11 protein-coding genes and 1 pseudogene are annotated in these 12,987 nt (G+C 71.3%); 8 read left to right on the plus strand and 4 right to left on the minus strand.

Annotated features, from left to right (window positions below; all coding sequences use genetic code 11):
- Window positions 1-35: 35 nt before the first annotated feature.
- Window positions 36-683, minus strand: a complete 648-nt coding sequence (locus F4562_RS27380; RefSeq protein WP_311733998.1) for a thymidine kinase — start codon at window positions 681-683, stop codon at window positions 36-38.
- 149 nt (window positions 684-832) lie between these two features.
- Between F4562_RS27380 and F4562_RS27385 the strand changes: the two genes are divergently transcribed.
- From F4562_RS27385 to F4562_RS27395, 3 genes are all read left to right on the plus strand, one after another.
- Window positions 833-1,303, plus strand: coding sequence for a hypothetical protein (locus F4562_RS27385; RefSeq protein WP_184541576.1), 471 nt, complete (start codon window positions 833-835; stop codon window positions 1,301-1,303).
- A gap of 259 nt (window positions 1,304-1,562) precedes the next feature.
- Entirely contained in the window at window positions 1,563-3,842 is a 2,280-nt protein-coding gene (locus F4562_RS27390; RefSeq protein WP_184541575.1) for a hydantoinase/oxoprolinase family protein, read from the plus strand.
- Window positions 3,835-5,835 (plus strand): hydantoinase B/oxoprolinase family protein, encoded by a 2,001-nt coding sequence (locus F4562_RS27395; protein WP_311733997.1) that lies wholly within the window; start codon window positions 3,835-3,837, stop codon window positions 5,833-5,835. Before F4562_RS27390 ends, F4562_RS27395 begins: the two co-directional genes overlap by 8 nt.
- A gap of 81 nt (window positions 5,836-5,916) precedes the next feature.
- Here the strand turns inward: F4562_RS27395 and F4562_RS27400 are convergent, their stop codons facing one another.
- Window positions 5,917-6,873 carry a glycerophosphodiester phosphodiesterase gene (locus tag F4562_RS27400; RefSeq protein ID WP_246473579.1) on the minus strand — a complete coding sequence of 319 codons (957 nt, stop codon included), beginning with the start codon at window positions 6,871-6,873 and terminating at the stop codon, window positions 5,917-5,919.
- Between the two features lie 230 nt (window positions 6,874-7,103).
- Between F4562_RS27400 and F4562_RS35320 the strand changes: the two are divergent.
- Window positions 7,104-7,706, plus strand: a pseudogene (locus tag F4562_RS35320) (cellulose binding domain-containing protein); the annotation flags it as partial.
- A complete protein-coding gene (locus F4562_RS35325) occupies window positions 7,680-8,726 on the plus strand; it encodes a glycoside hydrolase family 5 protein (RefSeq protein ID WP_375782471.1) in 1,047 nt (348 codons plus the stop codon). The pseudogene F4562_RS35320 and the gene F4562_RS35325, both read left to right, overlap by 27 nt.
- Before the next feature lie 160 nt (window positions 8,727-8,886).
- Here the strand turns inward: F4562_RS35325 and F4562_RS27410 are convergent, their stop codons facing one another.
- Together F4562_RS27410 and F4562_RS27415 are read right to left on the minus strand one after the other, a co-directional pair.
- Window positions 8,887-9,390, minus strand: a complete 504-nt coding sequence (locus tag F4562_RS27410) for an NUDIX hydrolase (protein WP_184541573.1) — start codon at window positions 9,388-9,390, stop codon at window positions 8,887-8,889.
- Window positions 9,391-9,487: 97 nt separating this feature from the next.
- Window positions 9,488-10,354: an SDR family oxidoreductase gene (locus tag F4562_RS27415; RefSeq protein WP_221206942.1), complete on the minus strand. Its 867-nt coding sequence runs from the start codon at window positions 10,352-10,354 to the stop codon at window positions 9,488-9,490.
- Between the two features lie 352 nt (window positions 10,355-10,706).
- Here F4562_RS27415 and F4562_RS35985 point away from each other — a divergent pair, with 352 nt between their 5' ends.
- The 3 genes from F4562_RS35985 to F4562_RS27425 all read left to right on the plus strand — a co-directional run bounded on the left by F4562_RS35985 (window position 10,707) and on the right by F4562_RS27425 (window position 12,715).
- Window positions 10,707-11,099 carry a peptidase inhibitor family I36 protein gene (locus F4562_RS35985; protein ID WP_184541811.1) on the plus strand — a complete coding sequence of 131 codons (393 nt, stop codon included), beginning with the start codon at window positions 10,707-10,709 and terminating at the stop codon, window positions 11,097-11,099.
- A 241-nt stretch (window positions 11,100-11,340) separates the two neighbouring features.
- Window positions 11,341-11,472 carry a hypothetical protein gene (locus tag F4562_RS35990; RefSeq protein ID WP_260315951.1) on the plus strand — a complete coding sequence of 44 codons (132 nt, stop codon included), beginning with the start codon at window positions 11,341-11,343 and terminating at the stop codon, window positions 11,470-11,472.
- Window positions 11,473-11,911: 439 nt separating this feature from the next.
- A complete protein-coding gene (locus F4562_RS27425; protein ID WP_184541572.1) occupies window positions 11,912-12,715 on the plus strand; it encodes a tetratricopeptide repeat protein in 804 nt (267 codons plus the stop codon).
- Window positions 12,716-12,987: the final 272 nt, after the last annotated feature.

Here is a 12,987-nt window from a genome sequence, read left to right on the forward strand (position 1 = left end):
CCGGCTCGTCGTCCTGTCAGTGGTCACGGAAAGGATCAGTCGGACGGGCCCAGGTCGCCGGAGCGGTGGTGGCGGCGGCAGAGGACCTGGTAGCGGACGGGGGCGTGGCCGGTGTCGCCGATGACGACCTGTTCTCCGGTGCGGACCATCCTGCCGCCGACGATCCGGGCGTTGAGGCGGCCGGGCCGGCCGCACCAGCACAGGACCTCGACCTGGAGGCGGTTGATCTCGTCGGCCAGCTCGAACAGGCGCTGGGCGGCGGGGAACATCTGGGAGCGGAAGTCGGAGGCCAGGCCGAAGGCGTAGACGTCGATGCCGTGGTCGTCGGTGAGGTCGGCGAGCTGCTCGATCTGCTCGACGGTGTAGAAGCACGCCTCGTCGCAGATGACGTAGTCGACGGGGGCGTGCCCGCGGACCAGGGCGACCAGGTCGAGGTCGTCGTGCACCTCGACGGCCTCGCTGCCCAGACCGATCCGGCTGGTGACCTGGGGGCCGCCGGAACGGTCGTGCTTGGTCAGCACCAGGCCGCGCCTGCCCTGGCGGCCGTGGTTGTAGTTCATCTGCAGGGCCAGGGTGGACTTGCCGCAGTCCATCGGGCCGAAGTAGAAGCGCAGCACCCCGTCGCGGGTGCCGGTGGGCACGGCGGAGAGGGCGGACGGTTCGATCACGGGCAGTTCGGTCACGGACGGTCAGCCTAGTGGGTCCGATGGGAGGGTTTGGGCAGGCGGTACGCAGGTAAAGGTGGGCTATCCCGTGCTGACATACGCTGACTTGGCTTGTTCACGCAAAGCGTGGGAGATTCCTGCTGACCTAGAGAAATGTGGGAGAACCTGTGACGACCACCAAGACCTCCGCCCCGAACAACAAGGCCCCCGCCATCACGTCCGTCATCCCGGTGTCGGGGTCCTCTCCGGCCCCGGTGTCCGGTGACGGGGCCGAGATGCCCTCCGCGCTCGCGGCGATGATGAGCGAGGACGAGACCGTCGCCGCGCAGGCGGAGGCGGCCCGTTGGCGGTACGGGTTCTTCGTCGTCCTGACCGGGCTCGTGGTCATCCTGGTGGCGTTCGTGGTGATCGCGCTGCGCAACGGTGACACGGCCGCGCCGTTCGCCGGGCTCGTCGGCGTCGCCGGCGCCATCATCGGCGCCTACTTCGGGGTTCAGGTGGGCCAGTCCGGCAAGGACCGGGTCGAGGCCGAGCTGCGCCGCGCGAACGAGGTGGCCATCCGCCTCGCCGCCAAGGTGCACGCGCACGACGCCGACTCGGTGATCAACACCACCATGGGCCCCCGCCGCAACCGCTAGAGGAATCGGCGGCAGCCCCGAGGCCCCGTCCGGCCCCGTCCGGCTCCGGCGGGGGAGAGGTGACGCCCTGAGGCCCCTGACCGTCGCCGGCGACCGGACCGCACCTCCGAAACCTCCGCCCGCCGCCGCAGGCCATGCCGCACCCTCCGGGCCCCGGCCCGTCGCCGCTGAGGCCCGGTAACACTGCCCAAGGACCCTGCCCAGCTTCGGCAGGGTCCGCCGATTTGCGGACATGCCAGAACTGGGTAGACACGGTGGCATGCGTAGCGTCCGTATCGGGGTCGACACCGGGGGCACGTTCACCGACGTGGTCGTGGTGGACGAGCAGACCGGTGAGATCACCACGACCAAGACCCCTTCCACACCCGCCAACCCGGCCGACGGGTTCATGGAGGGGGTGCGGAAGGTCCTGCGGAAGGCGGCCCGGTCGCGGGGCGGGGGGAGCGGCCCACAGGATGTCGGCCCAGAGGACGTCGGCATGGAGGCCGTGTCGGCCGTCGTGCACGGCACCACGGTCGCCACGAACCAGCTCCTCGAAGACCGCATCGCCGACCTGGGCTTCGTCACCACCGAGGGCTTCGAGTTCGTCCTGGAGATCGCCCGGCAGAGTGTTCCGGACGGCTACGGCAACTCCTACTTCTGGGTGAAACCGCCCCGGATCGTCCCGGTGCACCGGATCAGGACCGTCGGCGGGCGCCTGGACCACACCGGCGCCGAGGTGCGGCCGTTCGACGAGGAGCAGGCGGTGGCGGCGGCCAGGTGGTTCCGGGAGCGCGGGATCATCGCGATCGGCGTGTGCTTCCTGCACTCGTACGCGAACCCGGCGCACGAGGTGCGGATGCGCGAGGTCATCGAGCGCGAGCACCCCGACGCCGTCGTGTCGATCTCCAGTGACGTGCTGCGCGAGTACCGCGAGTACGAGCGGTCGGTCACCACGCTGGTGGACGCCGCGGTCAAGCCGACCATGCGCCGCTACATCGCCAACCTGGCCGAACGCCTGGAGGTCGTGGGCCGGGCGGTGGAGGCGGCGGGCCGGGCGGAGGTCACGGGCCGGCCGGAGAAGGCGGCCGCTGCGCACGCGACCGGAAGCGCCGAGGAGGCCGCCGCCTCGGGGACGACCGGAAGCGCCGAGGAGCCCGCCGCCGTGGGGGCGGGCGGGACCGCCGCGGAGCCCGCCGCCGCGGGGGCGGGCGGGAGCGGCAGGTTGCCGTTCTCCGTGATGAAGAGCAACGGCGGCGTGCTGTCGGCGGCCGAGGTGGTGCACCAGCCGATCACCACCGTGCTGTCCGGCCCGGCGGCGGGAGCGCTCGGCGCCGCGCTGATCGCGGCCACCGCCGGGCACCCGTCGGTGATCACCCTGGACGGCGGCGGCACCTCCACCGACGTGGCCGTGGTGGTCGACGGGGAGCCGTCGCTGACCACCGAGGGCAGCATCGGCCGCTACCCGTGCAAGATCCCGATGATCGACATCGTGACCGTGGGGGCGGGCGGCGGGTCGATCGCGTGGATCTCCCCCGAGGGCACGCTCAAGGTCGGGCCCCGCTCGGCCGGGGCGGATCCGGGGCCGCTCTGCTACGGCCGCGGCGGCACCGAGGTGACGGTCACCGACGCGCACGTCTTCCTCGGGCGGGTCCCGCCGCACCTGCTCGGCGGGGAGATCCCGCTCGACGCGGAGGCCGCCCGGCACGGCATCGAGGCGCTGGCGGGCAAGCTGGGGCTGACCCCGGAGCGGACCGCCACGGGCATCCTGGAGATCAGCGCGTTCAACCAGTCGAACGCGATCCGCCAGATCACCGTCAAGCGCGGCCTGGACGTGCGCGACTTCCCGATGGTGGCCTTCGGCGGCTCGGGGCCGCTGCTGGTCTGCCGGTTGATCGACATCCTCGGCCTTCCGTCGGTGATCGTCCCGCCGGACCCGGGCAACGTCTCGGCGTTCGGGCTGCTCACCGTGGACGTCAAGAACGACTACGTGCGTACCTTCGTCACCCGCGACCTGTCCCCGGAGGCCGCGGCGGAGATCTTCGGCGACCTGGAGGAGCAGGCGGCGGCGGCCCTGGACCGGGAGGGGTTCCCCGCCGAGGCGCACGTCTACGCGCGCAGCGCCGACCTGCGCTACTACGGGCAGGCGTACGAGGTGCGGGTGCCCGCACCGGCCGGTCCGCCGGACGAGGCGTGGAGGGCGGAGGTGCTCGACCGCTTCCACATCGAGCACCACAAGCTCTACGGGTACGGCTACCGCGACGACCCCCGGCACGGCGTCGAGTGGGTCAACCTGCGGGTCTCCGGCATCGGCCCGATCACCCGCCCGGCCGTCGCGCGCAGGCCGCACGGCACGGGACGGCCGGAGCCCGCCGGGTTCCGCGAGGTCTGCTACGACGGGTGGGGCCGGGCGCCCGTCCATCGCCGCGCCGACCTGTCCGCCGGAGCGCGGATCGACGGCCCGGCGGTCGTGGAGGAGTACGGTTCCACGCTGCCGGTCCACCCCGGCTTCACGGCGACCATGGACGAGTTCGGGAACCTGGAGGTGCGCCGTGCGTGACGGCGGGACGAACGCGGCGGGCGGGATGAAAAGGGCGGGCGGGACGAACACGGCGGGCGGGACGAACACGGCGGGCTGGACGAACACGGCTGAGGGGACGGTCACCGCCGACCCGGTGCTGGTGGAGATCGTCGAGGGGACGCTCTCCTCGGTGGAGAAGGAGGTCGAGACGGCCATCGCGCGGACCGCCCGGTCGCCGATGATCCGCGACGCGCACGACTTCCGGGCGGGCATCCACGACGTGCGGCTGCGCAAGCTGACCGGCCGGTCGTACTCGGCGCTGGTCCAGCCGATCGTGCGGGACTTCCCGATCACGGAGATGAAGCCCGGCGACGTGTTCTTCCACAACGACGTCTACCTCTCCGAGGGCGGCATCGGGCACCTGCCGGACCTGTGCGTGACCGTCCCGGTCTTCCACGGCGGCGAGGTGGTCGCCTTCGTGCAGGCGTTCGGGCACCACGACGACATCGGCGGGGCGGTTCCCGGGTCGATGCCCAGTCACGCGCGCAGCGTGTTCGAGGAGGGCCTGATGGTCCCGCCGATCAAGCTGTGGGACGAGGGGGTGCCCAACCGGGCCGCGCTCACCATCATGACCCGCAACTCGCGGATGCCCGACTCGCTCGCCGGAGACCTGGACGCCGAGTGCTCGGCGTGCCTGATGGGCGCCCGGCGGCTGGGGGAGCTGTTCGACCGCTACGGCCGCGCGGCGGTCGAGGCGTGCTTCGACGCGATCATCTCCAAGACCACCGAGACGTTCCGCAGGGAGCTGCTGGCGAAGATCCCCGAGGGCACGCACGTGTGGGAGGACTACGCCGAGCACGACGGCGTGGACGAACCCCGCCTGCACACGCAGCGGATCACCCTCACCGTCGACCACTCGGCCCCGGCGCCGCTGGTCATCGACTTCACCGGCACCTCGCCGCAGGCCAAGGGACCGATCAACCACGCGGGCGACTACGCCGACGGGGTGTTCCTGAAGAAGTGGCTGGCGCCGATCCTGCGGAACCTGGCCGACACCCCGGAGCGGATGGCCGAGCTCGACGTCAACGAGGGCGTCGTCCCGCTGATCGAGATGCGGTTCCCGGAGAAGGGCACCCTGCTCACCCCGATCTTCCCGGCGCCGACCAACGCCCGCACGTTCGTCATCCTGCGGCTACTGGGCGTGCTGGCCGGGGTGCTGGCCAAGGCGACCGGCGGCCGGATGCCCGCCGACCAGGAGACGATCCGCTACACCGGCGTCTACGGCACCGACGCCGACGGCAACCCGTACCTGATGCGGGAGGTCCTCGGCGGCGGCTCGGGCGGACGCTGGTACGCCGACGGGGAGGACACCATCCACGTGGTGCCCGACTCGCGGAACATCCCGGTGGAGTTCGCCGAGTCCCGCTGGCCGTTCCGGGTGGAGCGGCTCGGCCTGGCCCGCGACTCCGGCGGCCCCGGCCTCTACCGGGGCGGCCTCGGCTACGACAAGCACCTGCGGATGCTCCGCGACGCCTCGTTCATGTCCATCGCCGACCGTTCGATCCTGTCCTGCTGGGGGGTGAACGGCGGCCGGGCCGGGCGGCCGTTCACCGTGGAGATCGAGGGCCGCCCGATGGAGGGGCTGGTGGACGACTCCCCGGTCCGCGCGGGCGAGGTCATCCGGGTGCGGACCACCGGCGGCGGCGGGTGGGGCGACCCGCTGGAGCGCGACCCGGAGCTGGTGGCGGCCGACGTCCGCGACGGCAAGGTCTCCGCCGGGGGTGCCCGCGACGACTACGGGGTGGTGCTGTGCGGCCCGGCGGACTTCGGCCCGGCGGACTCCGGCCTGGCGGACTCCGGCCTGGCGGACTTCGGCCCGGCGGACGAACCGCAGGTGGACGCCGAGGCCACCGCCCGGCTCCGCGCCGGGCTGCGGGCCGCGGCGCCCGGCGACGCCCCGTTCTTCGACCGGGGGCCGGGCTTCCCGTCGCTGTCGGGCGGGCTGCCGTACGCGGAGGTGGACCGCCGCTGACGTGCCGTCCCGGTCGTGATCGCGCTCCCGTACCGCCGTCTCCCGGTCGTGATCGCCCTCCCACGGCCCGGCGGGCGGCGGTCATTCAGGGGAGAGGAGCGCGCGCAGCGTGCCGGGACGGTTGGTGATGATGCCGTCCACCCGGTAGGAGATCAAGCGGCGCATGGTCGCCGGGTCGTCCACGGTCCAGGCGAGGACGTCCATGCGGTGGCTGTGGACGCGCCGGACGTACTCCGCGGTGAGGTCCCGGTACGGCGGGTTGATCTGGCTGGCGAACCTCGCCAGTTCCGGCAGTCGCGCGGCGGCCGGAGTGCCGAGCAGGCCGACCGGGACCCGGGGCATGACCCGGTGGAACCTGCGCATCGAGTTCCAGTCGAACGACTGCACCACGAGCCGGCCGGGTCGCAGCCACGAGGCGTTGCGCCGCAGCTCGGCGGCGACGCGGCCCTCGATCCCCGGGTACAGGTGCGGCGCCTTGACCTCCAGGAGCAGGCCGAGCCCGCTGCCGTCCATCGCGCGCAGCGCCTCCCCGAGGGTGGGCACCGGTTCGCCCTCGTACTCCGGGGAGAACCACGAACCGGCGTCCAGCCTCCGGATCTCCGCGAGGGTGAGATCGCCGACCCGCCAGGGTGCCCGGTCCGGGAAGAGCCGTTCGACGTCGGTGGTACGGGCCAGCGTCGTGTCGTGCATCAGGACCAATTTGTGATCCTTCGTCTGCTGGACGTCGAGTTCGAACATGTCGGCGCGCTGCTCGCGTGCCAGCTCGAAGGCCGCGACGGTGTTCTCCGGGGCATACGCGGACGCCCCGCGGTGAGCGACGTTGAGGACCGCCGGCGGCGCGGCGAGTCGCAAGGGTGGCGCGGCGAGCCGCGACGGTGCGGCGATTCCCGGAGGCGGCGCGGTGACCCGCGAAGGCGGCGTGGTGATCCGCGAAGGCGGCGCGGAGGCCGCGGCGGGAGCGGTGGCCGGGGGGATCGTCAGGAGCGTCATCAGGGTCGTCAACGTGGTCGCGAGGATGAGGCCGAGTCGGCGGAACATGGGTCTCCTCGGATCTGGGAGGCACCTGCGATCCGAAGCTGACATCCCTTCGCGACATCGCGTTGATGAATGAGTAACCCGTCGATGCCGGACAGGTGAGCATCACGCTGCCGTCGCGGAGATTTGGGCCTTGTGCGGTCGACGGTCACGACCTAACGTCACGTTTTATGTTAGGAAACTTTCCTAATAAGCGCCTGACGTGACCCCCTTATCCCCCGCAAGGAGCGATGATGCGGCGCACCACCCCAGCCCTGATACTGACCGGGCTGTTGACCCTGCTGCTCGCCCTGCTCGTCCCGTCGGCGGCCCACGCCGACACCGCGACGTTCGTCAAGACGCAGGACTGGGGCAGCGGCTACACCGGCCAGTACACGATCAAGAACACCGGGACCACGACGCTGAACGGCTGGACGGTCGTCTTCGACCTTCCCTCCGGGACCACCCCCGGGGCCTACTGGGACGCCCTGATGACCGGCAGCGGCAACCGGTACACGTTCAGGAACCGTGAGTACAACGGCACCCTGGCGCCCGGCGCCAGCACCACCTTCGGGTTCACCGCCTCCGGCTCGGGCTCGCCGACCGGCTGCACGCTCAACGGGGCCTCATGCGGCGGTGGGCAGAACCCCGGCGACACCACGCCGCCGAGCGTGCCGTCCAACCTACGGAGCACCGGCGCCACGTCCGGCTCGATCAGCCTGGCGTGGAACCCCTCGACCGACGACAGCGGCACGGTCAAGGACTACCGGGTGCGCGAGGGCTCCACCGTGGTCGCCACCGTGACCGGCACCACCGCCACGATCACGGGGCTGGCCGCCTCGACGAGCCACACCTACACCGTCACCGCCCGCGACGCCTCGGGCAACGAGTCGGCCAGGAGCGCGTCCGTCACCGTGAGGACCCAGGCGGGCGACGGCGGGGGCGGCACGCCCGTCGCGGCCAACGGACAGCTGCACGTCTGCGGCACCAAGCTGTGCAACAAGAACGGCAAGCAGATCCAGCTGCGCGGCATGAGCACCCACGGCCTGCAGTGGTACCCGCAGTGCGTCACCGGCGGCTCGCTGGACGCGCTGGCGACCGACTGGAAGGCCGACGTGGTCCGCCTGTCCATGTACATCCAGGAAGGCGGCTACGAGACGAACCCGCGGGCGTTCACCGACCTCATGCACTCGCTCATCGAGCAGGTCAGCGCGCGCGGCATGTACGTCATCGTCGACTGGCACATGCTCGACCCCGGCGACCCCAACCACAACCTCAGCCGGGCCAAGACCTTCTTCGCCGAGATCGCCCAGCGGCACGCCTCCCGGCCGAACGTCCTCTACGAGATCGCCAACGAGCCGAACCACGTGAGCTGGAGCACGATCAAGAGCTACGCCGAGCAGGTCATCCCGGTGATCCGTGCCCAGGACCCCGACGGAATCGTGCTGGTCGGCACCCGTGCCTGGTCCTCGCTCGGCGTGTCCGACGGCGCCACGGAAACCGAGGTCGTCGGCAACCCGGTCAACGCCTCCAACATCATGTACACCTTCCACTTCTACGCGGCCACGCACGACGGCAAGTACCTCAACGCGCTGTCCCGCGCGGCCGACCGCATCCCGATGTTCGTCACCGAGTTCGGCACGCAGAACTCGGCGGGTGAGGGCACCAACGACTTCACCCGGTCCCAGCAGTACCTCGACCTCATGGCGAACAAGAAGATCAGCTGGGTGAACTGGAACTTCTCCGACGACCACCGCTCCGGCGCGGTCTTCACCACCGGTACGTGCGACGCCGGCGGCCCCTGGACCGGCACCGGCCGGCTGAAGGAGGCCGGGGTCTGGATCCGCGACCGGATCCGCACCGCCGACGACTTCTGACCCCGGCGGGGAGGCCGGCGCGGGGACCCGGCCTCCCTTCCCGGACAGGGGCGGCTCGACCGGACGAAGGGTTCGGCAGGGCGGGGGCGACCAAGCAGAGGGCTCGACCGGGTGAGGGTCACCCAACCGGCCAGTGACGTCTCAACCGGACAGGAATGGCTCAACCGGGCGGGCCGGGGGGCGTGCTCGCGGCGGGTCCGGGCTCCGGCCGGGCCAGTACGGCCAGCCTGGTGTCGAGGACCTGGGTCCGGCCGGGGAGCTCCTGCCCGTGCCACCACGCGACGTCTCCGATCTCGTCGCCGGCGGTGAACGTGCCACGAAGGCCGGTGTCGCCGGCGAGGTACACGGCCGCGTACTCCCTGCGCTGCTCGGTCCCGAGGACGTACTCCGCGTACCCGGAGAAGGACAGCCCTGGGACGCGCAGGCCGGTCTCCTCGTGCAGTTCCCGTACGGCGGCCAGGCGGGGCGTCTCACCCGGATCGATCATCCCGCCGGGCAGTTCCCACACCTGGCGGTAACGGTTGAACACCAGGAGCAGCCGGCCGCGGGACCACAGGACGACCAGGGAGAGGGGGAGCGGGGCGCCGCCGGGCGGGGATTCCTCGGGGAGGCGATGGAAGGCGACGAGTTCGTTCCCGGCGTCGTCGACCGCGAGTGGGCTCATCCGGTGTCTCCCCTTCACGCGCCGACCGCTCCCGTTCTTCGCTCTCCCACCCGGCTCCGCGCGCGGTTCCGCTCAGCCCGGCTCCGCGCGGTTCCGCTCAGCCCGGCAGGGTCTCGCCGCCGATCGGGGCGAGGATCTCCCCGGTGTAGTAGGACGACAGCCTCTCGGCCGCGAAGAAGACGTAGGACGGCGCGATCTCGTCCGGATGCGCGGCACGCTCCATCGGCACCTGCTGACCGAACTTCGCCACCTTCTCTGCCGGGAAGGTGGCGGGGATCAACGGCGTCCAGACCGGTCCCGGCGCCACCGCGTTGACCCGGATGCCCCGGTCGACGAGGGCCTGCGCCAGCGAATAGGTCAGGGCGTTGATCGCGCCTTTCGTCGCCGCATAGTCGATCAGGCTCTTGTTGCCGCGCAACCCGTTGATCGAGGAGGTGTTGACGATGGCGGAGCCCCGGGGCATGTGCGCGAGCGCTGCCCTGGTCACCCGGAAGTAGCTGTCGATGTTGACCGCGAAGGTCCGCTCCCACTGCTCGTCGGACAACTCCTCGGGGGAGTCGACCGGAGACTGCGTCGCCACGTTGTTGACCAGCAGGTCGAGCCCGCCGAACGCGGAGACGGTCGCCTCGACGATCTCCCGGCAGTGCCCGGGGTCGGCCAGGTCACCGGGGAGCAGCAGGCACCGCCTCCCCTCTTTCTCGACGAGTTCCTTGGTGTGCTCGGCGTCCTCGTGCTCGGACAGGTAGGCGACGGCCACGTCGGCACCCTCCTTGGCGAAGGCCACCGCCACCGCCCGGCCGATGCCGGAGTCGCCTCCGGTGATCAGTGCCTTCCGGCCCGCCAGGAGGTCGCGGCCGACGTATCCCCGCATCTCGTCGTGGGGCTCGGGGGTCATCTCCCCGGTGGTGCCGGGATAGGGCTGAGTCTGGGGCGGCTGCTGGCCGCTGATGGGTTCCTGTGACATACCGCCCGCCCTACCCCGCGATGAGCAGGCCATTCACCACGACGAGGGTGTTCGGGGGCCGCTTCGGCCTTCGTCCGCCGGGGAGCCGGGACAGTGAGTCCGTCACGTTCCGAGTCCGGCCGAACGCATGGAGTTTCCCGTCGCCTTTCTCCGGAGAGGACGGGAAACCCCTTCTGCCCGCCCGCCGGGCGACCTGACGATCCACCTGTCGAACCCGCCACCGCGTCCGGTGGTGTGACCCCACAGGAGGACCCGAAGTGAACCGACACCGACTCGGGGAACAGGCCGCGATCACTCTTACGGCCACCGTTCTCAGCCTCACCCTCGCCGCGGGCCTCACGGCCGCCGGGGCCTGGACCGAGGCCCACGCCCAGAGCCGGCCCGACACCCGGGCCCAGGCTCAGGCCATGTCCGGTCCCAGGCTCAGAGCCGGCCCGACACCCGGGCCGGCGCCGGTACCGTCCCGGCCGGTTTCGGCCGCTGCCCGGAGAACCACTTCTGCCTGTTCGACGGTCCCGGCGGCACCGGCTGGATGGCCAGTTTCCGTCACGGATCCCCCGACCTCGGACGGCAGAGGCTGAACGACCGGGCGTCGAGCCTGTTCAACAACACCGACGACACCTGGTGCGTCTACGACGGCCACGGCTACACCGGTGATCACCTGCCCGAGTACCCGCGTCGGTCCAGCGACGTCTACGGCGACTGGGACAACACCTTCAGCTCCCTGCGGCGGGGCGAGTGCTGATCCGGTGCTGCGCGGTGCGGAGAAGCGGCGCGGCCCTGCGAGGGAGCCCGTCAAGGTGCCCTCGTCCGGTGTCAAGTGTCGTCAAGTCAACGACAAATGTCTTTCTCCCCGGTCCCGATGGATACGTCCTCGTGGGAGCCGCTTCACCGACTCCGGAGCGTTCCCTGGAAACGGGCCTCAAGTGGATCACAAGTCCTCACAGTGACAATGAGGGCATCTCGTTCACGGACAAGGAGCAGTCATGCGAAAGTTCAAGCGTCTGTACGCGGCGGTGCTCGTGCTGGCCGTCCCTGCCTTCTCCGTGCTGCTGACCGGCACGGCGGAGGCTCTGCGCGTCGCCAACCACTGCGAGCCGTCCTTCGGCGACGACTGAGCGGCTCGTCTCCCGCCGCCGGACGGGGTCCAGTGACCGTCCGGTGAGGGCACCGGCGTCGACCCCGGTCGACGCCGGTGCCCGGGACACCGTGCCGGCGGTGCGGGTTCGGCCGCCCGGCGGCTTCCGGCGAACCGCGAATTCTGGGACGAGGCAGGGACGGTCGCGTCCCGGAGCGGAAAAACCATGCGAAAGTTCAATTACCTGCGTATGTCGGCTGCCGGCATGACCGGTCCCGGCTTCCCGGCCGTCACCATGGAGGGCACAGACCGGAGAGGCCACCGCGACCTCCGCCTCAGCGATGATTGACCGGCTCGTCCGCCGTCATCGGATCGGGGTGATCCGGCGGTGTCTTCTGCGGGGTGTCTACTGCCGTAGCCGCGGGTGGTACGCCGAAAGCGAGCGATGGGCGAGGCGGGCGACCGAAACGGCGCGTCAGGTGGATCTCGCCGGGCACGCGACGCTCCTGGTGGCGCTGGCGTCGCTCTGGCACGGGCTCACGCGCCACGCGGAGGCGCACGAGTGCGCCCGCAGGGCGGCGGAGCTCCTGGGCCCCGCGTCTCCCGAGCCGGGACGCGACGGATCGCTCGCCGACGCGTTGATCCGGATGGGCGACATCGAGCGGAGGCAGGCCCGATACATCACGGCCGAGGCGCACCTGCGTCGCGCGCTCGCGTTGGTGAGCGCCACGGACCACGAGCGCGGCGCGACCGTGCGGCTGGCCTTGGGCGTGCTGTGCAAGGAGACCGGCCGGTACGGTGAGGCCGAGACGTACTACCGGCAGGCGCTGGCCTGTCTGGAGCGGCACGGGGACGATCATCCGCTGCGCGCCGACGCCCTGCACAATCTCGCGGGACTCGCGCACGCCCGCGGCGACTCCGGTGGAGAGGCCCACGCGCGGGCCGCGATCGAGATCCGGCAGAGGGTGTCCGGCCCTCACCATGACCACGTCGCGGCGGATCTGGCCGTGCTCGGTGCGGTGCTCACCGACCAGGGGCGGCACGCCGAGGCGGAGAAGGCGCTGCGGCGGGCCATGGACATCTTCCGCGAGCGCCTGGGAGCCGACCACTACGAGGTGGCGGTGTGCCAGGTGAACCTGGCGTACCTGGACGATCTCCAAGGCCGCACCGAGGAGGCGGGACGGCGCTACCGGGACGCCCTGCGCATCAAGCGCCTCACCCTCGACTCCGGCCATCCTGAGGTGAGGCGCCTGTCCGCACTGGTGGAGGCGAGATCCCGGTGAGAGTTCGCCGGAGCCGGACCTGGACCTGGACCTGGACCTGGAGCCGGACCTGGACCTGGACCTGGAACCGGCCCTGGACCCGGACCTGGACCCCGGGCGGGCTCCGGCTGTATCACCGCAGCCAACGGGCGACCCGGGACTCGGCCCGGCCGGCGGCTCGGCTCAGTCAGGTGACCCGGCCGATTCGATACCGGAATCCCTTCTCCGTTTCCACACATCGCGATTCACCGGCGCGCACCCACTAATACACTCCGTAACCGATCGGATTCACT

Source organism: Streptosporangium becharense, assembly GCF_014204985.1.
GTDB classification, from domain to species: domain Bacteria; phylum Actinomycetota; class Actinomycetes; order Streptosporangiales; family Streptosporangiaceae; genus Streptosporangium; species Streptosporangium becharense.